This is a genomic window from Rhodococcus sp. 05-2256-B1, assembly GCF_002258465.1.
Lineage (GTDB): Bacteria > Actinomycetota > Actinomycetes > Mycobacteriales > Mycobacteriaceae > Rhodococcoides > Rhodococcoides fascians.
Window position 1 is genome coordinate 51,618 of sequence record NZ_NOZA01000031.1, and the last position, 23,746, is coordinate 75,363.

Sequence of the window (23,746 nt, forward strand, 5' to 3'; positions counted from 1 at the left end):
TCAGAAACTCAGGTCGAGCGCCTTCACGGCGGCGACATCGTTCGCAGAACCTTCGTACACGACCTCTACCTGGTCCCGACCGAATGCATAGAGAAGGAGCTCTGAGGGTTCCCCCACCACCGTCACACCCGGGCCCGAGCCACCCTTGAAGGTGGCCTGTCGGCCGTCCGGGGTGCGGACATGCACCGGAACCGGTGCCGAGCGGTGCCCTGCTCGTCCGATCAACCGCACCTGGGGCCACAGTCGGGACTCGACCGCGCTGGGCAGAACCCGTCGGGTCCAGTTCCCTTCCGCGCGGCGCAGATCCTCGTGATGCACGAACATCTCACCGAGGTTGATCAGCGGATCCAGCAGGGCGAACGGCGACCACATCGGCGGCCCGGTGCGAACGTCCTCGACCACCGACGCGAACGGTCGATTCGCGACGGAACGCTGAACCCGCTCCGTGTATCCGGACAACGGACCGAGAAAGATACCCGGCGACGCATCGAGCCGCCGTTCGCGAACGACGAGGTGCGCGGCCAGATCGGCAGCAGTCCACTCACCACACAGTGTCGGCGCATCGGGACCGACGTCGAGAAGGGTCCGAACTAGCTGGGAACGTTCATCCTGGGCACGGCTCACGTACTCCAGGCTACGGCTACACCGAAGGAGCGGCATCCTGCCGGGAGACCTACTCCTTCGTCTGGGTAACCTCCCAACAGTGCCGGTATCGGAAATTCTCGTCATCCTGCTCGCCGGCCTCGGGGCCGGTGCAATCAACGCCGTCGTCGGTTCGGGCACGTTGATCACGTTCCCCACCCTGGTCGCGTTCGGCTATCCCCCGGTGGTCGCCACGATGTCCAACGCCATCGGACTGGTGGCGGGAAGCGTCTCGGGTACCTGGGGGTATCGCCGGGAACTTCGCGGACAATGGCACCGACTGCGTTGGCAGCTTCCCGCCTCTTTCTTCGGCGCACTCGGTGGCGCGTGGCTGCTGTTGCATCTGCCCGAAAAAGTATTCGCCTCTGTCGTTCCGGTGTTGCTCATCGGTGCGTTGATTCTCGTTGTCGCACAACCGAAGATCCAGGCCTGGGCCAAACGTCGGTCCGAGGCGGCCGGCAAGGCGGCCGGCCACATCGGCCGCGGCCGCATGGCACTGGTCACCGTCGGCACTCTGCTGGTCGGAATCTACGGCGGCTATTTCACTGCAGCACAAGGAATCCTGCTCATCGGAGTGATGGGCGCGCTGCTCCCCGAATCCATGCAGCGCATGAACGCTGCCAAGAACTTGCTCTCGCTGGTGGTGAATGTCGTTGCAGCAGTTGCTTTCACGATTTTCCGATTCGACGACATCAGCTGGCAGGCCGCCGGTCTGATCGCGGTCGGCTCCCTCATCGGCGGAGCGGTGGGAGCACGCTACGGCCGCCGGCTGTCGCCGGCGGCCCTGCGCGGTGCCATCGTCGTCCTCGGCCTCATCGGCCTGTGGCGACTGCTCGTCTGAACTCTAGGACTGCGGTTGCGGCTTGACCGCGATGATCGTCGGAACGATCATCGGCTTACGCCGGTACTTGTCCGCTACCCACCGGCCCACGACGCGGCGGACGGCCTGAGCGATCCGGTGGGTGTCGGACACTCCGTCCGAGGCCAGCCGCTGCAGCTCGGCCTCCACGAGCTGGCCGGCCTCTTTCAGGGCCGCCGGGTCGTCGGAGAAGCCGCGACCGGACACCTCGGGCGCGGTCACTGCACGACCGGTGGCCGAATCGACGGCAACGCTGATCGCGATGAAGCCGCCCTCGCCGAGCACCAGACGATCCGACAGCGTCGAATCTCCGACATCGCCGACCGACAACCCGTCGACGTAGACGTGACCGACAGGGACCTGCCCGACGATCTCGGCGAGCCCGTCGACCATGTCGACAACGACGCCGTCCTCGGCGAGCACGATCCGGTCCTCGGATACACCGGTCGCCTTTGCCAGAGCGGCATTGGCCCGCAGGTGACGCCACTCGCCGTGTACCGGCATGGCGTTGGTCGGCCGCACTGCGTTGTAGAGGTACAGCAATTCGCCTGCCGATGCGTGACCCGAGACGTGCACCTTCGCGTTCTGCTGCGTCACGACGGTCGCGCCACGCTTGGCGAGGCCGTTGACCACTGCGAACACGGAGTTCTCGTTGCCCGGGATCAGCGACGACGCCAGCACCACGAGATCGTTGGCTTTGACGTTGATCTGACGGTGCTCGCCGCGCGCCATCCTGGACAGCGCCGACAACGGCTCGCCCTGCGAACCGGTGGAGATGAGTACCAACCGGTCGTCGGGAAGCGTTGCGGCGGTATCGACATTGACCTCGAGGCCGTCGGGCACCCGCAGGTAGCCGAGATCCTGGGCGATCTGCATGTTGCGCACCATGGAACGACCGACGAATGCCACTCGACGGTTGTACCGCTCGGCCACGTCGATGACCTGCTGGATGCGGTGCACGTGACTGGCGAACGACGCGACGATGACCCGCTGCTTCGCCTTGCCGATGACGGTGTCGAGCACTCCGCCGATCTCCCGTTCCGGCGTGACGAATCCGGGCACTTCGGCATTGGTGGAGTCGACCAGGAAGAGGTCCACGCCCTCGTCACCGAGCCGTGAGAAACCGGCCAGGTCGGTCAGACGACCGTCGAGCGGCAGCTGATCGAGCTTGATGTCTCCGGTGTGCAGCACCAGTCCCGCGTCGGTTCTGATGGCGATCGCGAGGGCGTCGGGAATGGAGTGGTTGACGGCGAAGTACTCGCAGTCGAACGGCCCGTGCTGTGTGTGTTGACCCTCGATCACCTCGACGAGATTCGGCCGAAGCCGGTGCTCACGGCACTTGGCCGCGACCAGCGCGAGGGTGAACTTCGATCCGACGACGGGCAGGTCGGGACGCAGTCGAAGCAAGAACGGGACTGCGCCGATGTGGTCCTCGTGACCGTGCGTCAGCACCACCGCCTCGACATCGGCCATGCGGTTCTCGATGTGCCTGAAGTCGGGCAGGATCAGGTCGACGCCCGGCTGCTGATCCTCGGGGAACAGGACGCCACAGTCGATGATCAGCATCTTGCCCTGATGCTCGAAGACGGTCATGTTGCGACCGATTTCGCCGATTCCGCCGAGCGCGACCACTCGTAGGCCCTTGAACGGCGCCTTCGGCGGTGTGCCGAGACGCTCGGTCGGGTCGAACTCACGACGCTTGTCGGGACGCTGCGTCCGAGCGGAATTCTGCACCATCGGCTTGCCCTGGCGGGCACCCGAAGGTTGGCCCTGCTTGGCAGCGGGACGCTCGGACGGCGGTCCGGCGTTTCGGGTTGCGCGTCCGCGCGATCTGTTAGGTCGTGTCATACAAGAACTCCTGCCGCCCGCAGCTCGGCTGCGAGCAATTCGATGTGATCGATGCTCGGTGGCACCTGGGGAAGTCGTGGTTCGCCGACATCGAGTCCGATGAGGCGCAGGCCTGCCTTCGATGCGCTGACGCCGCCGAGGCGTGCCACCGAACGGATGACCGGGATGAGGCTGACGTTGATCGCTTGGGCGCGGGCGATGTCGCCCATCATGAATGCGGTGTGGAGTTCGCGCAGACGGGCCGGGACGAGGTGCCCGATGACACTGACGAACCCGGTGGCACCCACGGAGAGCCAGGGCAGGTTCAGCGGGTCGTCTCCCGAGTAGAACTGCAGACCGGTCGACGCGATCAGCTCGGCACCGGCGTTGAGATCGCCCTTCGCATCCTTGACGGCAAGAATGCGGGGGTGCTCGGCGAGCCGACGCAGCGTTTCGGTCTCGATGGGGACGACCGATCGAGGCGGAATGTCGTAGAGCATCACTGGCAGATCGGTGGCGTTGGCGACCGCAGTGAAGTGGGCGTAGAGGCCCGCCTGCGGTGGCCTGGAGTAGTACGGGGTGACCACGAGCAGGCCGTGCGCACCGGCGCGAGCGGCATCACGGGCCAGTTCGACGCTGTGTGCGGTGTCGTTGCTTCCGGCCCCGGCGATGATTCGAGCCCGATGTCCGACGGCCGCGATCACGGCGCGCAACAGCTCGAGCTTCTCGTTCTCGGTGGTGGTGGGCGACTCACCCGTCGTCCCGGCCAGCACCAGCCCGTCGTTTCCCTGTTCGACGAGATGATGCGCGAGCCGAACGCCTGCGTCGATATCCAACTTCCCGTCGGCCGTGAACGGGGTCACCATTGCGGTGAGCACCGTACCGAACACAGGCGCAACGGAAGGAGCGGCGTCACCGTAGGTCATGGCAGCAGATTACCCGGTGCTTTACCCACTCCTACGCAGCGGGACTCCCCGCTGACACCGGTGGTCCGCGCCGGTCCGTTCGAGCCTCGAACGCGATTCCTAGACCTCGGTGACGAAGGGGCTGCGTGCGACTTCCGTTCCGTCCGGCTGGGTCGTGATCTCGAAGTCGCCGAACACGTCGGGTGCCACGTCCACGAGCTTACGCAGACATTCGACGGCGACGCGGCGGATTTCGACGTCCGCGTGCTCCGAGGCCCGCATCGACACGAAATGCCGCCAGGCGCGATAGTTACCACTCACCACCACGCGTGTCTCGGTCGCGTTCGGCAGAACCGATCTCGCGGCCTGCCGCGCCTGCTTGCCCCGCAAGGCAGCATTGGTGACCGACTCCAGTTTGCCGTCGAGGGCAGCGAGCAACTCGCTGTACGCGGCCCGACTCGCCTCCGTCGCCGATGCGAACAGGGCCTCGAGCTCGGGATCGCCCTCCACGGCCGGCGGAAGCACCACGTTGGCATCGTGTTCGGGCACGAAGCGCTGCGACAACTGCGAGTACGAGAAATGTCGATGCCGAATCAACTCGTGTGTGCACGACCGGGAGATACCGGTGATGTAGAAGCTCACGCTCGCGTGCTCGAGCACCGACAGGTGTCCGACGTCGAGCAGATGACGCAGATACGACGCATTGGTCGCAGTGCGAGGGTTCGGTTTCGACCAACTCTGGTAACACGCTCTGCCTGCGAATTCCACCAACGCCTGCCCACCGTCCGCGTCGGTCTCCCACGGGATGTCGGCGGGTGGGACGAACTCGGTTCGGGCCACCAACTGCACGTTCAGCGCGACTGTTCGAGGCGCAGCTCGACCTCTTATTTCTGACGACACCGCCCAACCCTAAACGGCGTCGACCGCACCCTGCCGCGCACGACGCCACCGCTGATGCCTTCGTGACGTCGAACTGACATCACCCGACGCCTTGACTGACGCCTTCCATGACGTCACACTGGCGTCATGGAACTGAGCCAGTACACCGACACTCTGCGCACCGATTTGATGGCCGCGGCGGCGTTGGGCGATGAACACACCCGGCAGACAGCCGATGCCCTCGGCAAGACCGCGGAAGCGTCGGCGCGGTTGATGCTGCTGACCGCCCTGTCGGACTTCGCGGCCGAGGTGTCGAACGCACTGGACGATCGAACCGTGGTCGTCCGCCTGGACGGTGGGCAGGCACACGCAGACGTTCGACGCAACGATTCGACATCGGACCACGCCAGCGAGCCGAAAGAGCCTGTTGCCGAGGAGTATCCGACCATGGACGACGTCTCGGGCGAGGTACGACGCGTCACGCTCCGACTCGTCGAGCAGATCAAGGAACGAGCCGAGGACGCAGCGAACAACAGCGGGGTGTCCCTGAACTCGTGGCTCTCCCAAGCGGTTCAGGGCGCGCTACGAGATCAGATGCGCAAGGACCGCGGTTGGAACAACTGAGGGCTGTCTCCTCTGTTTCTTGACGCGCCTCTACTTCTTCTCTCTCCACTGTCGCTCGAACGGCAGCCGCCAGGCATGCGGCGCGATGAGTTGATGAATTGCGTTGGGGCCCCACGACCCCGGTGAGTACAGGCGCACCGGCGGTGGATCGGCAAGCAACGGCTCCGATACCTGCCACAATCGTTCGATACCCTCCGCCGTCGTGAACAACGTGTGGTCGCCGTACATGGCGTCGAGAATCAACCGCTCGTAGGCCTCGAGCACGTCGCCTGCGCGTTCGGTTTCGTGAGTGGCGAACTGCATGCTCAGTTTGTCCAGCCGCATCCCGGGCCCGGGCCGCTTGCCGTAGAACGACAGCGACACCTTGGATGCGTCCGCCAGGTCGAAGGTGAGGTGGTCGGGACCTTGCGCTCCGACGCCCGAACCGGCAGGGAACATGCTCTTCGGTGGCTCTCGGAACGCTATCGAAATGATGCGTTGGCCTTCGGCGAGACGTTTCCCGCTACGGAGGTAGAACGGCACACCGGCCCAGCGCCAGTTGTCTATTTCGCATTTCAGTGCGACGAACGTGTCGGTGTCGGAATCGGGGGCGACACCTTCCTCCCAGCGGTAGCCCGTATATTGTCCGCGCACAACATTTTTCGGGTCCAGCGGGACCATCGATCGAAACACCTTGTTCTTCTCTTCACCGATCGCACGCGGTTCGAGTGCCGTCGGCGGTTCCATCGCCATGAACGCGAGCACCTGGAACAGGTGAGTGACGACCATGTCCTTGTACGCACCGGTGGACTCGTAGAACCCGGCCCGACCGTCGAGGGCGAGCTCCTCCGGGATGTCGATCTGAACGTGATCGATGAAGTTGCGGTTCCAGATCGGCTCGAACAGCCCGTTGGCGAAACGGAACGCCAGGATGTTCTGCGCCGGTTCCTTGCCGAGGAAGTGATCGATTCGATAGATCTGTTCTTCGTCGAAGGTCTCGTGCAGGCGAGCGTTCAGGTCGATTGCGCTCTGAAGATCGGTTCCGAACGGCTTCTCCATGATGATGCGCGATCGCTTGACCAGGTCTGCGGAGGCGAGCGTATCCACAACGGCCAGTGCAGCTCTCGGCGGAACCGACAGGTAGTGCAACCGCCTGTCGTTGCCTCCGAGTTCGATCTCGGCCTCGGCTACCGCGGCACCCAGCGCCGCCGGCCCGGCTTTCTGCGAGACATACGTCAGCCGCGACGCGAACTGCCGCCACTGTTCGTCGCCGACTTTACGGCTGGAGTACGCATTGATCGATTCGCGAGCGAGGGCGCGAAATTCGTCGGTGGACATCTCCTCGAGCGAGGTACCCACCACGCGAATGTTCGGTGCCAGCTCGGACAGCGCCAAGTGCATCATCCCGGAGAGCAATTTCCGTTTGGCCAGATCTCCGGTCGCCCCGAACAGGACGACGACCTGGGGTGGGAGTTCGGTGTCGATGCCTGTCGGAAAAGTGGTCATGCTCGAAAATACTGGCACCGATCCGTACCGAGCGCACGCCGGATCATGTCATCGCAGCGCAGCGACGAGATCACCTCGGGTACCCACCACCACACGTTCGAGTTCGAGCCACTCCGCCATCTCGTGCAGGACGTCGCGCAACCGGGGTGCGATGTCGCGTGGATCGCGGTCGCCTTCGACGTACGCCGCTATGACGTGTAGTTCCGAGTTCGCCCGTACGGCCTTGAGATCGACGCGTGCCACGAGATGGCCGTCCAGCAGGAAGGGAAATACGTAGTACCCGTGAATTCGCTTGTGCTGCGGGGTGTATATCTCGATGCGATAGTGGAAATCGAAGATTCTCTCCACACGCGGCCGATAGAAGATCATCGGATCGAACGGGCACAACAGGGTTGCGACGGTGGCAGTCCTCGGTGTTCTGGCGTCGCGGTGCACATAGGCCGGCGCGTTCCACCCTCGGACGGACACCTGCTCCAGGACGCCGCCTTCCACGAGGTCGGCGATTGCGGCCTTGGACTGCTTCTGGGAGAGCCGATAGTAGTCCCGCAGATCCGGCTCGGTGCCGATTCCCAGTGCACGAGAGGACTTTTCGATCAGGGCCCGCACCGCATCCGCTTCGTCGACCTGCCTGCGGAGAACAGCGTCGGGAAGCACCCGTTCGCTGAGCTCGTACTGCCGAACGAACCCGGACCGTGCCGGCACGCTGACCACTCCGGCAGCGAAGAGTTGCTCGCACACGACCTTGACGTCGCTTCGATCCCACCAGGGACCCTTGCGCCCGGGCTTCTCGACGTCGAGATGCTTCTCGATCTCACCCGCACTGGCCGCGCCGTGCTCTGCGATCACGGCGAGAACATCGTCCACCAGTGTGGGTTCACGATCGAGAATGCGGGCGGCTCCACCCCATCGACCGTGTCGGTACAACTCCATGCGCCACCGCATCAGCGGCCAGTCCTCCACCGGGAGCAACGCTGCCTCGTGCGCCCAGTATTCGACCAACCGCCTCGGGCGTCGGGTGGTGTCGGTCCAGGCGGCGTCGTCGAGGATTTTTCTGTCGTAGGCACCGACGCGACTGAATACCGGCGCGTAGTGCGCGCGCACCACCACCGACACCGAATCGATCTGCAACAACCCGGTGGTGTCGATGGCTCCGTGCACCGCGCTCTTGCTCGCCGGCCGCGTGCGCGATCGGGCCGACGCCAGTCCTTGGGCGGCCAAGGCGGTGCGGCGCGCCATGGCAGCGCTCATGTCTCGCATCGGGCCACCCTGTCACGATCCACCGACACGGTGGTTCAGGTGCTGAAGAGATTCTTGGCCTTGAGGATCAGCTCGTACAGTCCGTAGGCGAACGGCACGGACACCCAGAGCCATGCGATCACCATCGTTCCCTGCATTCGCGCGGTGGTCATGCCTTGGCTCCTGTCGAGGTCGTCGAATCGGCGGCGTCGGCCGAATCGGATTCATGGAATTTCGACGCCACCGGCTTGATGGCTTCGTTGGCCAGGAACCCGACGACCAACAATCCGATCATCACGTAGAAGGCCGGGAGGTACCGGCCGGTGGTTCCCGCCTCGCCGGCGTCGGCGATGGCGTTGACGATCAGTGGTCCCAGAACACCTGCCACCGACCATGCGGTGAGCAGTCGCCCGTGGATTGCGCCCACCTGGTACGTACCGAAGAGGTCCTTGAGATAGGCCGGAACGGTTGCGAATCCCGCGCCGTAGAACGACAGGATCAACAGCGCCGACACCATGAAGAGGATCTTGTTCGTGTTCGTGAACAGGGCGATGTACAGGTACAGGAGCGCGCCGACACCGAGGTACAGACGATAGATGTTCTTGCGACCCACCACGTCCGAGACCGAGGACCAGACGAAGCGACCGATCATGTTGGTCAGAGACAGGAACGCCACGAAACCAGCGGCCGCCGCGGCCAACGATTCCGGGGAGGTGGCGTCCGGAAAGAAGTCTTGGTAGATCCCGGAGCCGCGTTCGAGGATGCCGATGCCGGCAGTGACGTTGAAGCACAACACCACCCACAAGAGCCAGAACTGCGGAGTCTTGACGGCGTTGGCCGCGGAGACGTTGTGCGTCGAGATCATCGCCGACGCCGCGGGAGGCGTCCAGCCTTTCGGTGTCCACCCCTCGGCCGGGACTCTGATCAGCACGACTCCCAGCGCCATGAACACCGCGTACCCGACGCCGAGGGTGAGGAACGTCTTGGCGATCGAACCATCGGTGAAGCCGCCGAAGTTCACCATCAGTTGGCTGGTGAGAGGTGACGCGATCAGGGCACCGCCGCCGAAGCCCATGATCGCGATACCGGTCGCCATTCCCGGCCGGTCCGGGAACCACTTCATCAGCGTCGACACGGGCGAGATATATCCGATTCCGAGGCCGATACCGCCGATGAAGCCGTATCCGAAGATCACCAGCCAGAACTGGCCGAGTGCCATGCCGAGTGCGGAAATGAGCAGTCCCGATACGAAGAAGACAAGAGAAACGGCCATCGCCCAACGCGGGCCGTTCTTCTCCACTCTGGTGCCGAAGATCGCGGCCGACAGGCCCAGCATGACGATGGCGAGCTGAAACGGTATGGCGGTGACCGTTCCGCTGAGCCCCAGGGCGTCGGGCTGTGAGATGGCGTTCTTGAAGACGCTCCAGGCGTACGCAGATCCGATCGCCAGGTGTATAGACAGGGCTGCCGGGGGTATCAGCCAGCGACTCCACTCGGGCGTGGCAACGATTCTGGAGCGGTCGAGAATGGGGAGGGTCATCGAAATCCCTTGGTATGGAGAGCGGTACAAATGTCGACTATCCCCTGCAGTCAAACACGAGCACGACCCTGCCTGCTCACAATCGGACATAGTTTCTTCACCGAACTCACTACATCGAGCCGCGTATCCTCGAGTGAGTGGATGTCGAGCGGTGGCGTAGCAGATTGCCGGTGAAACGAGCCTCGGACGGCGAGGTGATCGGATGGACCGTCGCACACAGCGCGGGTGAATCGGCCCCGTACGACGAACACGACGAGGGATACCTGGTCGATGCCGTCAATCCGGTGGGTATCACTGTAGCGCTGGGTGTGTCGCTGGAGGACGCGATTGCCGCCCTGGAGGAACGCGGACTGGCTTCCCTGTCGTTGCCGCACTGGACGAAAGCCCCACTGCCGTTGCAGCCCGAGACCGATCTGCTGACACCGCAAGACGATTGGCAGTGGCGCCGGGTGTTGATGACTCAGCTCGACGACAACCGTGTATGGATCAGACCCGCGTACCCGAGTTGGCCGGAACGACTTCTGGAAATTCCGTTGTCGATCCCAGCCGACGACGTGCTGCGATCCCACTCCCCTGTCGAGTCGGACTGAGTCGGTACTCGCGCGACCGCAGCGTGCCGAGACGTACACGCCGACTCGGGCCGCAGTCAGTCGGACAGACCGGCCGCGATCGTCCCGCCGAGTTCGTAGCAGCGCTCCCGCGACTCCTTGCCGCTGTCCACCAGGTGAGCGGTCTCGGCAACCTGGTCCAATCCCCAACCCGCTGCAATACTTTCGATTGCCCGCCCGGCACCAGCGGTGTCAGTGTTTCCGTACACCCACGCACCGTAGGGCTTTCCGGATACCGCATCGAGACTCGGGTAGTAGACGGTGTCGAAGAAGTGTTTCAGGGCACCACTCATGTAACCGAAGTTCGCCGGGGTACCGAAGAGAAAGCCATCGGCGGCAAGCACATCCGGGACTGTCGCGCCGAGCGCAGGCACACTACGCACGTCCACACCGCTGATCTCCGGGTCACGGGCTCCGGCGAGGACCGATTCGAGCAGTTCCCGCATCGGCGGGCTCGGTGTGTGGTGAACGATCAGCAGAGTGCGCGCCACGTCCGTCAGCTCTCGGCACGTTCCAGTGCCACAGCACGTTTCATCGTCTCGCGGGCTCGCCCGCGATCACCCGCGTAATCGTAGGCCCGCGCCAGTCGATACGAATTTCGCCAGTTGTCGGGATCTTTTTCCCATTCGGCCTTGACCTGTTGGAAGAGTTCGTCGGCTGCGTCTCGTTCGATGCGCCCCGATGGCCTCCTCGGCAGATCGTCGACGTCGAGTTCGAGGCCTTCCTCTCGGATGCGCGACGCCAGCCGCTGATGGTCCAATCCTGCTTTGAGCGTCGCCCACACGATCCACAACCCGACGATCGGCAGCAGGATGACCCCGATCCCCAGGGCAGTACTGGCCACCCCGCCGTTCTGGATCAACGTCACTCCGCGCTGTCCGAGCAGGAAGAAGTAGAAGCCGAGGATCAACACCATCACTGCAATGATGGCGACGACTTTGGTCGCTTTGTTCACTGTCGATCAGCTCACAGATCCAGAAGCGGGTCGAGGCCGACGGTCAGCCCCGGACGGGCAGCGATCTCTCGGACTCCGAGCAGTACACCGGGAGCAAAGGACGTCCGGTCCAGCGAGTCGTGTCGGATGCTCAGCGTCTCGCCCTGTGTCCCCAGCAGAACCTCTTGGTGCGCAACGAGGCCCGCCAGTCTGATGGAGTGCACGCGCACTCCGTCCACGTCGGCTCCGCGAGCACCGTCGAGCTCCGTCGTCGTCGCATCGGGACTCTTCGGGGTGCCCGCTGCCGCCCGCGCTTCGGCGATCAGCGCGGCGGTACGGTACGCGGTCCCCGAGGGCGCATCGGCCTTGTTCGGGTGGTGCAGCTCGATCACCTCGACGGAATCGAAGAATCGGGCTGCCTGCTGAGCGAAGCGCATCGACAGCACCGCTCCGATGGCGAAGTTCGGTGCAATCAACACACCCGTCTGTGGGGATCCGGCCAACCACTCACGAACCTGCTCGAGCCGCTGCTCGTCGAAACCCGTCGTGCCGACGACAGCATGGATGCCGTGCTCGACCAAGAACTGCAGGTTGTCCATGACCACATCGGGATGGGTGAAATCCACGACCACCTGCGCACCGCTGTCGACGAAGTTCGCCAGCGGATCGCCCTGGTCGACAGTTGCCACGAGCTCCAGATCGCCGGCTGCGTCGACCGCGGCGCAGATCGCCTGACCGACCTTGCCGCGTGACCCCAGTACCCCTACTCGAACAGGTGCCGTTGCACTCACGTCGTTCCCACACTCGTTTCGTCGTCGTCTTGTCGTCCTACCGAAGACCGAGCCTACTTCCAGGCCCCCGACACCGGCAGCTACGGTCGGTCGGTGAAGTCCAGCGTTCTGTTCGCCGACCGCGTCGATCTCGTCCGTGGCGGCCGCTATCTCCTCAGCGATGCGACCGTGCGGGTCGACGAGGGCGAGCACTGGGTGCTGCTCGGTGCCAACGGTGCCGGCAAGAGCACCCTGCTCAGCTTGCTGGGAGCCGTCGTCCATCCCACGCGGGGCGCGGTGCACGTACTGGGCCACCGCCTGGGCCGCGTGGACATGCGCGAATTACGCACGCACATCGGACACGTCGACCCTCGTCTGAAGATCGAGGCCCCGCTGACTCTGCTCCAGGTCGTCCTGACGGGACTGACCAACACGCCCGATCTGATCCCGAGATGGTCGGCCACCGAGGACGAGGTCGCTCGCGCCCACCGGCTCGTCGAGTCGCTGGGAGTCGCCCACCGCGTGGACGCGTCGTGGCACACCCTCTCCCAGGGCGAGCGGGGCCGGGCACTGATCGCTCGCGCACTGCTGCCCGATCCGGCGCTGCTGCTACTCGACGAACCCGCCACCGGCCTCGATCTCGCTGCCCGCGAACAACTCCTGACGGCGCTGGACTCGCTGCGTGCCGAACATCCCGGGCTCGCCAGCATCCTGGTCACCCACCATCTCGAGGAAATCCCCACCTCGACCACCCACGCTTTGCTGATCCGCGACGGGCGCGTGCACGCTCAGGGGCCTGTCGACACGGTGCTGACGACGGACAACATCAGCACGTGCTTCGACCATCCGATCGAGATCTCTCGCCGTCGCGGGCGGTGGGTGGCCACCGCGGCCCACCGCTGACGGTCAGTCGAAAACGATGACCTGACGGATGGCGTTGCCGTCGGCCAATTCGTCCATGCCGCGGTTGATCTCGTCCAACGTGATGCGCGAGGAGATCAGCTTCTCGACGGGCAGTCGACCCTCGCGCCACATCTGGGCGTACGTCGGAATGTCGCGTGCCGGGACGGCCGAGCCGAGGTAACTACCGATGATCGTGCGCGCCTCGGCTACCAGACCGAGAGGAGAGATCGACGAACGGGCGTCGGGAGCAGGCAGGCCCACGGTGATCGTCTTTCCGCCGGGAGCCGTTGCCGCGACTGCAGTTTCGAATGCACGGGCGTTGCCCGCTGCCTCGATGACGATGTCCGCCTTGATCCCCTTCTCTGCGAGATCCGCAGGTGAATAGACCTGCGTTGCACCCAGATCGGTTGCGGCGACGAGCTTTTCGGGGACGCCGTCGACACCGATGACCTCACCCGCACCGATCGAGACCGCGGTCAGTACGGCCGCCATGCCCACTCCGCCGAGGCCGACCACCATCACCGACTGCCCCGGCTTCGGAGTTCCGGCGTTGAGGACAGCGCCGCCGCCGGTGAGCACTGCACAACCGAGGACCGCTGCGATGTCGGCTGGGATGTCGTCGTCGACCGGTACCACCGACTTTCTACTGACCACTGCGTGTGTGGCGAAGCCGGAGACTCCGAGGTGATGCTTGATCTCGGCACCGTCGCGGTGCAATTTGATGTCTCCGCCGAGCAACGTGCCCGCATTGTTCGACGCGCTTCCCACGACGCAGGGCATCTGGCCGTCCGTGGCGCACCCCGCGCAGTCACCGCAGCGCGGCAGGAACGTCATGACCACACGGGTTCCGACTGCTATGTCGTCGACGCCCGCGCCGACTTCCTCGACGCGGCCCGCGGCCTCGTGGCCGAGCAGCATCGGTACCGGACGAACGCGATTACCGTCGACCACCGACAGATCCGAGTGGCACAGTCCGGCCGCTTCGATCCGGACGAGCAGTTCCCCGTCACCCGGTGAGCCCAGTTCGAGATCGGAGACGGTGATGGGATGCGAGTCCGCGAAGGGACGAGATCGGCCGATTTCTTCGAGTACAGCGCCGCGAATCTTCATCCCGCCAGACTATGCGGCTGCGCCGCATGTGCGTGGAACTTCGTAGCCCACTACGAAGTTCCACTCACATGGGCCGCAGGCCATCACAGCGGCAGACGTGGCCTGAGCAGGTGCGCAACCAACGCCGTCCAGCCGGTTTGGTGTGTTGCTCCGAGTCCCTCGCCGGTGTCTCCGTCGAAGTACTCGTTGAAGGTCGGGTGCTCACTCCACAGTGGATCGGAACTCGATTCGATCCGCCGACCGTCGGCAGGCCGCTTGCCGTCGACCGGACGGAACAGTCCTGCCAAGCCGTTGTCGATCAAGTCTGCGGCATCGGTGAGAGTGCGATGGTTTCCCGAGCCGGTGGGAATTTCGATGGTGAACGAGTCGCCGTAGTAGCGCCCGTAGGCGCGCAGCTTGTCCGCCAACAGCACGTTCACCGGGAACCACACCGGCCCTCGCCAATTGGAGTTGCCCCCGAACATTCCGGTCCGTGACTCCCCCGGCTCGTACTCGATGGACAGGCTTCGACCGTCGACGTCGAACGTGACCGGCTCGCGGTACGACGCCGACAAGGAACGAATGCCGAACTCCGACAGGAACTCTTCCGAGTCGAACATGCGAGAGAGGATCCGCTTGAGACGTTCGGGCTGCACGAGGGTGAGCAGAAGGCGCACCTCGTTGCCTTCCCGACGCGCCAGCAGCGGTGAGACCATTTCCGGCCGACGGTGCTGAACCCACCGCAGCCGCGCCGCGAGGTCCGGGCACTCCGCCTCGACCCAGGGCGGAATTTCCGTGGCCCCGAGAATGGGAAGCAGACCGACCATGGATCGCACTCGCATCGGTACCGCGTCGCCCTCGGGTTGCACGAGAACGTCGTAGAAGAATCCGTCTTCCTCGTGCCACAGCGAAATGTGCTGCGAACCGAACGAGTTGACCGCCTTCGCGATCGAGAGGAAATGCGAGAAGAACTTGGTCGCGACGTCGTCCCAGGCGCTGTCGTGGCGCGCGAGCTCGAGTGCGATCTTGAACATCTGCTGGCAGTAGAACGCCATCCAACTCGTGGCGTCGGACTGTTCCAGACGGAAACCGGGCGGCAGCGGAGCGGAGCGATTGAACAATCCGATGTTGTCCATACCGAGGAACCCGCCCTCGAAGATGTTCGACCCCTCCGAATCCTTGCGATTGACCCACCACGCGAAGTTGAGCAGCAACTTCGTGAACACCCGGACCAGGAACTCGCGATCCCGGTACCCGTCGATCCGATAGACGTGCCAGGCCGCCCAGGCGTGGACCGGAGGGTTGACGTCGCCGAACTCCCATTCGTAGGCCGGCAGTTGGCCGTTGGGATGCATGGCCCATTCCCGGCACATCAGGACCAACTGCTCCTTCGCGAAGTCCGGGTCCACATGTGCGAGAGGAATAGCGTGAAAGGCCAAGTCCCAGGCGGCGAACCATGGATATTCCCACTCGTCGGGCATCGAAATCACATCGGCCAGTGCGAGGTGACGCCAATGGGCGTTACGGCCCTTGGGGTCCTGACGCGAGTGCGGAGCCGGGGCTCCCACTTTGTCGCCCTCGATCCACTGCTCGACGTCGTAGCGGTAGAGCTGCTTGGTCCACAACAGCCCCGCATATGCCCGCCGCGCCACGTGTCGATCGGCATCGGTGAGGTCGGCACCGATCACTGCGCCGTAGAACTCGTCCGCCTCCGCACGACGGTCACCGGTGACCGCGTCGAATCCCGCACCGAACGTCTGCTCGTCCGGCCGATGGGGCGACAAGCGCAGTCGCACCGATTCGGTTGCGCCCAATGCGATGTCGTCGAATTTATACCAGAATGCAGCCTTCGTTCCGGTCTGCTCGGGGTTCACCGCACCATGTTCGCCGTCGACGACATGTCGGCCGATACCGTCCTTGGGGTACTTCGACAGGTTGTCCTGCCCCCACAAGGACTCTGCATTGGTTTCGTTGTCGCAGAACAACACTGACGGCGATCCCTCGGCACTGAGGTAGTACCGACCGAGAAAGCCGTGATCGGCGGCAACGGCCTCGAGGCCGCCGGCCAGAAGTTCCGGTCGGGTCAGCTGGGTGAGCGATCCGCCGCGATCGTCGCGCCCCCACGACCAGGTGTTGCGCAGCCACAGTTGCGGCAGCAGATCGACCGACGCCGCCTCCGGTCCGTGGTTGGTGATGGAGATGGTGATGCAGATGTCGTCGGGCGAGGCCTTCGCATACGTGACCTGGACGTCGAAGAACCGGTTCTCGTCCAGGATCCCGGTATCGGCCAATTCGTATTCGCGGTCGTCTCGGCCGCGTCGGGCACTCTCCTCGCGCAGGTGCGCGTACGGATACTCCGCGTGCGGGTAGCGGTAGAGCCACTGCATCCAACTGTGCGTCGGAGTGCCGTCGATCGCCCAGAAATACTCCTTGACGTCCTCGCCGTGATTTCCCTCCTCGTTGGCCAACCCGAAGAGTCGTTCCTTCAGAATCGGATCCTTGCGATTCCACAGGGCGAACGCGAAATTCAGGAAACCGAATCGATCGCAGATTCCACCGATTCCGTCCTCACCCCAGCGGTAGGCACGCTTGTGCGCCTGATCGAACGGAAACGACGCCCACGCGTTTCCGTCCTCGGAGTAGTCCTCGCGCACCGTGCCCCACTGCCGTCCCGCCAGATACGGGCCCCACTGACGCCATGGCCCGCTGACCCCTGGTGACTCCGCCAAACGGTTGTGTTCGACGGTGGACGGGGTGGGAACGCTCACGGGATTGGTGGTCACGGCACACAGTCTGGTGCTTCCCGGTCAGCGATGCACGCCGACATTGGCGGCGAGGTACCCGACTCGGCGTTGCACCGCGGCGATCTCTCGGATGCCGTCGGTGAGCAGACTGCGCTCGAGCGGTGAGAGATCGGCCATGATCAGCACATCACCGGGCCGATGGCCTGCCGTCATCTGATCGATCTGGTGTGACAGCCGCAGCCGTTGAAGCAACGCGAACACCTCGGTCAACGTGGTGACGTCCCGTTCGGAGAGCATCCCGTTGCCCGACGCGGCCGCCAGACGCGCCGGTGTCGAGGCCGAGGCCATTCCCACCGACAGTCCACCCCACCGAGCGAGATTGACGATGGGAGTCAGTGCATGGGCCTTGAGGTCGAACGTACCGCCGCGCCGCGCCAGCACGTCTCGCAGCGAACGCAGCCTGGCCCGTCCGGCGAGGGCATCTCTGAGTTGCAGTCGCAGAGCATCGGGGTTGTCCACCAGCAGTCGGCGATAGGCCTCGGGAACGGTGTTCAACTCCCGCGGGCCCCACACCACCCTGCCGTCGATCATCAGCGAGGACATGATGAGGCCGGAGTCCCCAGCCGGAGTGGAGCCTGCGGAACGACCAGAGGTTCCTGCTTTGCCACGATCGCCGAAGGGGTTGCTGAGCCAGTGGGCCGCGGCACTTTCCCACTGTCCTGCCGAGCGTGCGAATCTCGGCGAGCTCGCAACCGCACCGTTGGTGTCGGACGGCAACCCGGCACCGTCGAGGCTCGCGTGTACCCGAGCGGCCAGGCCCATCAGCACTTCGTCGCGAGTTCTCGGCACCGAGTTCGATCGTCCACGCACGTAGGGGTCGGCGGTGGTATCGGACCAAGTCAGAGCGCTGTCGACATCCGAGGAGGGCATCGCCTCCCGACGGGCGACGCTGCCCAGGGTGATCCAGGCGAAGTTGTGTCGCGGTACTTCGGGCCGCGCCGCCCATTCGATCTCCACGGCTCGGCGAACGAGGCTGTCGACCACGACGGACAGAATCGCGCTGACGGCCAGGGCGTCGGTCCCACCCCGGAACAGGTCCGCCACCAATCCCGGAACGAGCCTTCCCGCGTCGGCGAGTTCGGCCGATGTCGCTGCCGAGGTCACCGCGCGACGAACCACGAAGCTGCGACGCGTGGACGCGGCATGCAGATCGGAGTCCTCGACGACGCCGAGAACCTCGCCTCGGCTGGACACGACGGGCATGTGCCGCAGTCCCAGCTCGAGCATGTCCATCAGGACGGTGCCGGCCAACCGGTCCGCGGTGACCGTCTCTGTGGGCGACGTCATGACGTGCTCGACCGGGGTGTCGACGCCGATTCCCGCGGCGACCACCCGCACCCTGAGGTCACGGTCGGTGAATATTCCGTAGCGCGAACCTCGCAGCGGAACCAGGACGTACGAGCTGCCCTGTTCGGTCATGTGCCGAACTGCGTCTCGGACGGAGGTGCCGACGGAGACGAACACCGGTGGGGCCGAGAGCAGTTCGCCGACGGCGCGGCCGGCACTACCCTCGGCCGCCCCACCGCGATGCGTGCTGGCCGAGGTGACGGCGTCGGCCAGAAACGCCAGCCCGGTCGGCGTTGCGAACAGCGGTCGAATCAGCTCTCCGGGCAACCGAAGAACGGTGCTCGGCTCGGTTGCGCGCGCACAGAATTCGACCGTCCCGCCGACGAGCAACGCCGAGAAACCGAAGACCCCGCCCGGACCGATGGTGTCGATCGGTACGGCGGCGGGCGAGGTGTCGTCGGAGTGCACGATCACCACTCGACCGGTACGCACCACCCACACGGTGTCGGCCACATCGAGCTTCGACGTCGGGCCCACAACCCATGCGCTACTGGCATAGTCGAGTTCGACGGCTGCTCCGGCGATGTCGGTCAGTACCGCAGGTGACGCGCCTTGGAACGGTGGGTGCGCGCCGAGGAAGTCGGCAAGCTCCGATCTATCCGCCACGGATCAGGTCGGCGCACTTTTCCGCCATGGTCATGACCGTGATGTTGGGATTGACATACGGCAGCTTCGGCATCGCCGACGCGTCGACCACGCGCAGGTTCGAAATGCCCTTGACGCGCAACTCGGGATCGAGCACGGCCATGGTGTCGTCCACCGATCCCATCCGCGCCGTACCTGCCGGGTGATAGACCGTGTTGTGGGTCTTGTGCACATAGTCGAGCAGATCATCGTCGGTGACGGCGTCGGGCCCGGGGGCGAGTTCGCGTTCGATCCAACCCGCGAGTGGACCGTCTGCGGCGATAGCGCGCGCCAGCTTCAGCCCGGCAAGCATCACCGCGTCGTCATGGCCGTCGGGATCGGTGAAATAGCGCGGATCCACCTTGGCGCGATCGCGAAAGTCCCTGCTGCGCAACCGAACAGTTCCCCTAGAACGACCCTGAGTGACGTTGGGCGTCAAACAGAACCCGTTGTCGGTGGTCGGATAACCCCATCGGAGAGTGTTCATGTCGAACGGCACGCTGCCGTAGTGCATCATGATGTCCGGGTAGTTCAGCGACGAGTCGGTCTGCGCGAACACGCCGATCTCCCACCACTGCGAGGACGTGGTGACCATGGGCTTGCTCGCCTCCCAGAACACCAGCCCCTCGACGTGGTCGTCGAGGTTCTCTCCCACTCCCGGTGAATCGACCCGAACGGTGATTCCCATCTCCTGCAGGTGTGCCGCCGGTCCGATTCCGGAGAGCATCAACAACTTCGGAGTGTCGATGGCACCGGCGGTGACGATCACTTCGCGTCGCGCGGACACGGTGTCGTAACCGGTCAGGTCGGGGCGTTGGTACCGCACACCCGTCGCGGTCAGCGACTCGTCGATCAGAATCTCGCTGATCCAGCAGTCGGTGCGCACCTCCAGGTTCGGCCGCGAGCCGATGATCGGATGCAGGTACGCATGCGAGGTCGACATCCGCGAGCCGTCTTCTCCCGCGTTGATCTGAAACCAGCCCGCACCGTTGAGTACCGGCGTGCCGCGGTTGAATGCAACGGTGGGAAGCCCGACTCCGGCTGCCGATTCGAGCACTGCTGCACCGCATGGATCGTTCGGCGGCACGTCGCGGATTCGAACGGGGCCGTCATGTCCACGGCCGGTGTCGTTGTTCTCCACGCGCGCAACGAACGGCAGGATGTCCGACGCGCCCCAGCCCGTCGCACCGGCCGCGGCCCAATCGTCGAGAGTTTCCGCCGGCGGATGAAAAGCGATGCAGGAGTTGTGCGAAGAGCAACCGCCGAGCACTTTCGCACGCGCATGCCGCATGAAGCTGTTGCCACGTTCCTGCGGTTCGACGGGGTAGTCCCAGTCGTAGCCGGAGTCGAGCAGATGCATCCACTCGACGAGTTCGAGAATTGCCTTGTCACCGACATCGGTCGGCCCTGCTTCGACAAGGCAGACGCTGACGGAGGGATCCTCGCTCAGTCGCGCGGCGAGCACACATCCCGCCGTGCCACCTCCTGCGACGACGTAATCGAACTGGGTGTCTGTCACTGCACGCTCCTTCTAATTGCCTGTGGAGGCATGTGATTTCAGAGTGCCGATGTGCTTGCGCCCCTTGAGTGCGTACCACAGCAGGCCTACGCCCAGGATGCCGCCGATGTAGACGAACGCACCGAACGTGTTGTACCAGGGGGTTCCGTACACGGCCTCGCGCGGCCAGGCGAGGTTGAGCGCCATCCCGGCACCCCACACCACCGCCGCGATGTTGACCGGCAGGCCGAACTTACCCATCGTGAAGTATCCACCGGGTTTGAGATCCTCCGGCGGCCACTCGCCTTTGATGCGCTTGACCAACAGTGGTCCGGTGACCATCAGATACGCGAGATAGATCATGATGATCGCGATCGAGGTGAGGACCGTGAAGATCTGCGGCTGACCGATGTTGACGACGAGGATCACGATGGCCAGCACGCCGATGGTCACCGCGGGCACCACCGGGGTCTGGGTCTTCGGATTCACCTTGGCCAGACTCTCACCGAAGGGCAACGCGTTGTCTCGCGCCATGGCGAACGTGAGCCGGATCGCAGCGGTGTGCACCGCCAGTGAGCAGACGAACACCGCAATGACGATGCAGATGAGGAAGACGGTGCCCAGCGGGCCCCACATCACCGATTCGACGATGGACTGCAGGCTGCCGTCGGGGCTGCCGAGGGAAGGATCGTTCAGGTCCGGTGCGGCCATGACGGCGAACACCAGGATGGCTCCACCGATGACGAACGACGCGAGGATGGCGCGAAAGATCGCTTTGGGGGCGGTGCGCCGAGGTTCGACGGTTTCCTCCCCGAGCGAGCTCGCGGTGTCGAATCCGTACATGACGTAACCCGACGCCAGCGACGCCACCAGGAAGGCACCGAGGTAGCCGCCGCTCTCACCGGCACCGTAGCCGTTGGTGGAGAAGAACACCTCGGGTCCCCGAGTGATGTTGGCCGCGAGCAAGATCGCGATGAGCACGGCCGCGATGAGTTCGATGAACACACCCGCACTGTTGATCATCGCCATCAGTCGAACGCCCAGCGCGTTGATCGTGGTGGTGATGGCGATCAGAATCGCACCGAGCAGCACTGCATTGGCCGCGAAGTCGGTGGCACCCGAGCCGTCACCGATGATCTGAAATCCGCTCCAGATACGTGGCAGATTCAGCTGCAGAGCGAGGGCAACGGCGGCCAGTGTCACGATCGATGCCGTGAGCATCAACCAGCCCGCCGACCAACCGACGATCCTGCGGCCCAACAGCTTCGCCCAGTTGTACACCGATCCCGCCACCGGATACTTCGCGGCCAACTCCATGAAGCACAGTGCCACGCAGAGCTGACCGACGAAGACCGCAGGCCACGACCACAGGTATGCCGGTCCGGCGGTGCCGAAGCCGAAGTAGAACAGCTGAAAGGTGCCGGTGAGGATCGAGATGTAGCTGACGCCTGCGGCGAAGCTGGCGAATTTGCCGAGACTGCGGTCGAGCGATTCCTTGTAACCGAAATCGTCCATTCCGCTCGAATTGTCGTTCAGTATTGCCATGCCTGTGGCCTTTCCCATCGTGCTCTATCGGGTACCGAACCACCCCGCCGCTGTAGGTGAGGTGTTGTGCCAAATATGCTTCGCTTCTTGATATTCGGACATACCGGACGGTCCGAGTTCGCGGCCGTTCCCGGACTGCTTGAAGCCGCCCCATTCCGCGGCCGCCGTGTAGACACCGAAGTCGTTGAGCCACACCGTTCCATGACGAAGCCCACGCACCATTCTTTCGCCTCGCGCGGCGTCGGACGTCCGAACACCCGCGGCGAGACCGTAATTCGTATCGTTACCCAGCAGAAGCGCCTCGGCCTCGGTGTCGAATCGCTCCACAGTGAGTATGGGCCCGAACGTCTCGTCTTGCACGATATTCATCGACCGATCGCAGTGATCGAAGATGGTGGGCAGGAAATAGCTACCTTTGCTCAAGGACGGATCGTCCGGCTTGGTACCTCCTATGACCAAGGTGGCCCCCTCCTCGATACCCGTCGCCACGAAGCCTTCGATCTTCTCGCGCTGCGCCTGCGACACCAGCGGTCCGGTCTCACTGGCCGGGTCCATACCCGGTCCCATCACGATGGTCTTCGCGCGCTCTGCCACGGCGGCCACGAACCGGTCGGCCACCGATTCCTCGATGATCAGTCGGGTACCGGCCGAACACACCTGACCGGAATGCAGAAACACTCCGGTCAGTACGTTGTCGACCGAATCGGCGAACGACTGCTCGTCGGCCACCGCGTCGGCGAACACGATGTGTGGATTCTTTCCCCCGAGTTCCACCGCCACCTTCGTGACGTTCTCCGCGGCCGCGGCAAGAATGTGCCTGCCAGTGGCGAGTCCGCCGGTGAAGGAGATGAAGTCGACGTCGCGGTTCCTGGTGAGCGCATCTCCGAGCGTTGCGCCGCTGCCCTGCAGCAGGTTGACCACACCGGCAGGCACTCCCGCTTCTTCCACGAGCTTGGTGAACGCGATGGTGCTCAGTGGCGTCACCTCGCTGGGTTTGAGCACCATGGTGCACCCAGCAGCCAAGGCGGGGGCGATTTTCCACGAGATCTGCAACAGCGGGTAGTTCCAGGGTGCGATCATCACGCAGACACCGATGGGCTCGTGCACCACTCGGCTCAGAATTTCCGGACGGTCGACGTCGATCAGTCGATCTGCCTGCACCACAGCGAGATCGGCATAGAAGCGGAACACCGAGGTGACGTCGTCGATATCGATTTCACTCTCGCCGAACGTCTTTCCGGTATCGAGGGTCTCGATGTGCGCCAACTTCGCCTTGTCCCGTTGGAGCAAGTCTGCGATGCGATTGAGCAGATCACTGCGCTCACCCACCGTCACCGTGCGCCACGGCCCATCGTCGAACGCAGCCCGAGCCGCGGCAACCGCAGCCAGGGCATCGTCGGGTGTCGCCTCGTCGACGATGGCCACCACGCTGCCGTTGGACGGATCGACGATGTCGCGGGTCCCGCCGTCACCGGCTTCCTGCCATTGCCCGTCGATGAACAACGACGGCCGCAGTGAGCTCGGGTCGAATCCTGCATCGGAGTCGGTCACTCGACACCTTCTTCCGTGTGGGGGCCTGTTGGTGTGTCTACGGTATGCCTCAGCGGCCGGTGACTCCATCGATCTG

Annotated in this window: 21 protein-coding genes; 4 read left to right on the forward strand and 17 right to left on the reverse strand. The window is 64.3% G+C overall.

Annotated elements, in window-relative coordinates:
* A complete protein-coding gene (locus CH285_RS20215; protein WP_094642987.1) occupies nucleotides 1–624 on the reverse strand; it encodes a TIGR03085 family metal-binding protein in 624 nt (207 codons plus the stop codon).
* A 79-nt stretch (nucleotides 625–703) separates the two neighbouring features.
* On the opposite strand from CH285_RS20215, the gene CH285_RS20220 reads away from it, so the two are divergent.
* Nucleotides 704–1,483: a sulfite exporter TauE/SafE family protein gene (locus tag CH285_RS20220; RefSeq protein WP_032366467.1), complete on the forward strand. Its 780-nt coding sequence runs from the start codon at nucleotides 704–706 to the stop codon at nucleotides 1,481–1,483.
* Nucleotides 1,484–1,486: 3 nt separating this feature from the next.
* Here the strand turns inward: CH285_RS20220 and CH285_RS20225 are convergent, their stop codons facing one another.
* From CH285_RS20225 to thyX, 3 genes are all read right to left on the reverse strand, one after another.
* Complete coding sequence (locus tag CH285_RS20225) at nucleotides 1,487–3,238, reverse strand: ribonuclease J (RefSeq protein ID WP_032366466.1); 1,752 nt, start codon at nucleotides 3,236–3,238, stop codon at nucleotides 1,487–1,489.
* Between the two features lie 107 nt (nucleotides 3,239–3,345).
* A complete protein-coding gene (gene dapA, locus CH285_RS20230; protein WP_027496818.1) occupies nucleotides 3,346–4,254 on the reverse strand; it encodes a 4-hydroxy-tetrahydrodipicolinate synthase in 909 nt (302 codons plus the stop codon).
* Between the two features lie 99 nt (nucleotides 4,255–4,353).
* Nucleotides 4,354–5,133: an FAD-dependent thymidylate synthase gene (thyX, locus tag CH285_RS20235; RefSeq protein ID WP_228139203.1), complete on the reverse strand. Its 780-nt coding sequence runs from the start codon at nucleotides 5,131–5,133 to the stop codon at nucleotides 4,354–4,356.
* Nucleotides 5,134–5,259: 126 nt separating this feature from the next.
* On the opposite strand from thyX, the gene CH285_RS20240 reads away from it, so the two are divergent.
* Entirely contained in the window at nucleotides 5,260–5,736 is a 477-nt protein-coding gene (locus CH285_RS20240; RefSeq protein ID WP_094622469.1) for a hypothetical protein, read from the forward strand.
* A gap of 30 nt (nucleotides 5,737–5,766) precedes the next feature.
* Here CH285_RS20240 and zwf read toward each other — a convergent pair whose 3' ends face one another.
* The 4 genes from zwf to CH285_RS20255 are packed head-to-tail and all read right to left on the reverse strand — an operon-like array spanning nucleotide 5,767 to nucleotide 9,997.
* On the reverse strand, nucleotides 5,767–7,221 hold the full coding sequence (gene zwf / locus CH285_RS20245; protein WP_094642988.1) for a glucose-6-phosphate dehydrogenase: 1,455 nt from the start codon (nucleotides 7,219–7,221) through the stop codon (nucleotides 5,767–5,769).
* Between the two features lie 48 nt (nucleotides 7,222–7,269).
* The gene (locus CH285_RS20250; RefSeq protein WP_094642989.1) at nucleotides 7,270–8,478 is read right to left on the reverse strand and encodes a winged helix-turn-helix domain-containing protein; all 1,209 of its coding nucleotides are present in this window, start codon (nucleotides 8,476–8,478) and stop codon (nucleotides 7,270–7,272) included.
* A gap of 35 nt (nucleotides 8,479–8,513) precedes the next feature.
* Nucleotides 8,514–8,630 carry an MFS transporter small subunit gene (locus CH285_RS28815; RefSeq protein ID WP_420030340.1) on the reverse strand — a complete coding sequence of 39 codons (117 nt, stop codon included), beginning with the start codon at nucleotides 8,628–8,630 and terminating at the stop codon, nucleotides 8,514–8,516.
* Nucleotides 8,627–9,997, reverse strand: a complete 1,371-nt coding sequence (locus CH285_RS20255) for an OFA family MFS transporter (protein WP_027496813.1) — start codon at nucleotides 9,995–9,997, stop codon at nucleotides 8,627–8,629. The genes CH285_RS28815 and CH285_RS20255 overlap by 4 nt, the downstream gene beginning before the upstream one ends.
* 137 nt (nucleotides 9,998–10,134) lie before the next feature.
* Here CH285_RS20255 and CH285_RS20260 point away from each other — a divergent pair, with 137 nt between their 5' ends.
* Entirely contained in the window at nucleotides 10,135–10,587 is a 453-nt protein-coding gene (locus CH285_RS20260; protein WP_057474063.1) for a hypothetical protein, read from the forward strand.
* A 56-nt stretch (nucleotides 10,588–10,643) separates the two neighbouring features.
* Here the strand turns inward: CH285_RS20260 and CH285_RS20265 are convergent, their stop codons facing one another.
* Genes CH285_RS20265 through dapB form a run of 3 tightly spaced genes read right to left on the reverse strand, consistent with a single transcriptional unit; the run spans nucleotide 10,644 to nucleotide 12,330 of the window.
* Complete coding sequence (locus tag CH285_RS20265; protein WP_094643074.1) at nucleotides 10,644–11,051, reverse strand: flavodoxin family protein; 408 nt, start codon at nucleotides 11,049–11,051, stop codon at nucleotides 10,644–10,646.
* 50 nt (nucleotides 11,052–11,101) lie between these two features.
* The gene (locus CH285_RS20270) at nucleotides 11,102–11,521 is read right to left on the reverse strand and encodes a hypothetical protein (protein WP_063216903.1); all 420 of its coding nucleotides are present in this window, start codon (nucleotides 11,519–11,521) and stop codon (nucleotides 11,102–11,104) included.
* A 50-nt stretch (nucleotides 11,522–11,571) separates the two neighbouring features.
* Nucleotides 11,572–12,330, reverse strand: coding sequence for a 4-hydroxy-tetrahydrodipicolinate reductase (dapB, locus tag CH285_RS20275; protein WP_027496797.1), 759 nt, complete (start codon nucleotides 12,328–12,330; stop codon nucleotides 11,572–11,574).
* A 93-nt stretch (nucleotides 12,331–12,423) separates the two neighbouring features.
* Here dapB and CH285_RS20280 point away from each other — a divergent pair, with 93 nt between their 5' ends.
* Nucleotides 12,424–13,212, forward strand: coding sequence for an ABC transporter ATP-binding protein (locus tag CH285_RS20280; RefSeq protein WP_094642990.1), 789 nt, complete (start codon nucleotides 12,424–12,426; stop codon nucleotides 13,210–13,212).
* Between the two features lie 3 nt (nucleotides 13,213–13,215).
* On the opposite strand, the gene CH285_RS20285 is transcribed toward CH285_RS20280, so the two are convergent.
* From CH285_RS20285 to CH285_RS20310, 6 genes are all read right to left on the reverse strand, one after another.
* Nucleotides 13,216–14,322, reverse strand: a complete 1,107-nt coding sequence (locus CH285_RS20285; RefSeq protein WP_032391503.1) for an alcohol dehydrogenase catalytic domain-containing protein — start codon at nucleotides 14,320–14,322, stop codon at nucleotides 13,216–13,218.
* An 83-nt stretch (nucleotides 14,323–14,405) separates the two neighbouring features.
* Nucleotides 14,406–17,084 carry an MGH1-like glycoside hydrolase domain-containing protein gene (locus CH285_RS20290; protein WP_255032470.1) on the reverse strand — a complete coding sequence of 893 codons (2,679 nt, stop codon included), beginning with the start codon at nucleotides 17,082–17,084 and terminating at the stop codon, nucleotides 14,406–14,408.
* Between the two features lie 24 nt (nucleotides 17,085–17,108).
* The gene (locus CH285_RS20295) at nucleotides 17,109–19,058 is read right to left on the reverse strand and encodes a putative nucleotidyltransferase substrate binding domain-containing protein (RefSeq protein WP_094642991.1); all 1,950 of its coding nucleotides are present in this window, start codon (nucleotides 19,056–19,058) and stop codon (nucleotides 17,109–17,111) included.
* Complete coding sequence (locus CH285_RS20300) at nucleotides 19,048–20,595, reverse strand: GMC family oxidoreductase (protein ID WP_094642992.1); 1,548 nt, start codon at nucleotides 20,593–20,595, stop codon at nucleotides 19,048–19,050. Before CH285_RS20300 ends, CH285_RS20295 begins: the two co-directional genes overlap by 11 nt.
* 12 nt (nucleotides 20,596–20,607) lie before the next feature.
* Nucleotides 20,608–22,119: an APC family permease gene (locus tag CH285_RS20305; protein WP_032366458.1), complete on the reverse strand. Its 1,512-nt coding sequence runs from the start codon at nucleotides 22,117–22,119 to the stop codon at nucleotides 20,608–20,610.
* Nucleotides 22,120–22,143: 24 nt separating this feature from the next.
* The gene (locus CH285_RS20310; protein ID WP_176458529.1) at nucleotides 22,144–23,670 is read right to left on the reverse strand and encodes an aldehyde dehydrogenase family protein; all 1,527 of its coding nucleotides are present in this window, start codon (nucleotides 23,668–23,670) and stop codon (nucleotides 22,144–22,146) included.
* Between the last annotated feature and the right edge of the window lie 76 nt (nucleotides 23,671–23,746).

Bases quoted from the DNA above. Each gene is read 5' to 3' on its own strand.
- CH285_RS20240 (WP_094622469.1), top strand. From the start codon at position 5,260: ATGGAACTGAGCCAGTACACCGACACTCTGCGCACCGATTTGATGGCC.
- CH285_RS20285 (WP_032391503.1), bottom strand. From the start codon at position 14,322: ATGAAGATTCGCGGCGCTGTACTCGAAGAAATCGGCCGATCTCGTCCC.
- CH285_RS20270 (WP_063216903.1), bottom strand. From the start codon at position 11,521: ATGGTGTTGATCCTCGGCTTCTACTTCTTCCTGCTCGGACAGCGCGGA.
- dapA (WP_027496818.1), bottom strand. From the start codon at position 4,254: ATGACCTACGGTGACGCCGCTCCTTCCGTTGCGCCTGTGTTCGGTACG.
- CH285_RS20250 (WP_094642989.1), bottom strand. From the start codon at position 8,478: ATGCGAGACATGAGCGCTGCCATGGCGCGCCGCACCGCCTTGGCCGCC.
- zwf (WP_094642988.1), bottom strand. From the start codon at position 7,221: ATGACCACTTTTCCGACAGGCATCGACACCGAACTCCCACCCCAGGTC.
- CH285_RS20225 (WP_032366466.1), bottom strand. From the start codon at position 3,238: ATGGTGCAGAATTCCGCTCGGACGCAGCGTCCCGACAAGCGTCGTGAG.
- CH285_RS20255 (WP_027496813.1), bottom strand. From the start codon at position 9,997: ATGACCCTCCCCATTCTCGACCGCTCCAGAATCGTTGCCACGCCCGAG.
- CH285_RS20265 (WP_094643074.1), bottom strand. From the start codon at position 11,051: ATGCGGGAACTGCTCGAATCGGTCCTCGCCGGAGCCCGTGACCCGGAG.
- CH285_RS20305 (WP_032366458.1), bottom strand. From the start codon at position 22,119: ATGGCAATACTGAACGACAATTCGAGCGGAATGGACGATTTCGGTTAC.
- CH285_RS28815 (WP_420030340.1), bottom strand. From the start codon at position 8,630: ATGACCACCGCGCGAATGCAGGGAACGATGGTGATCGCATGGCTCTGG.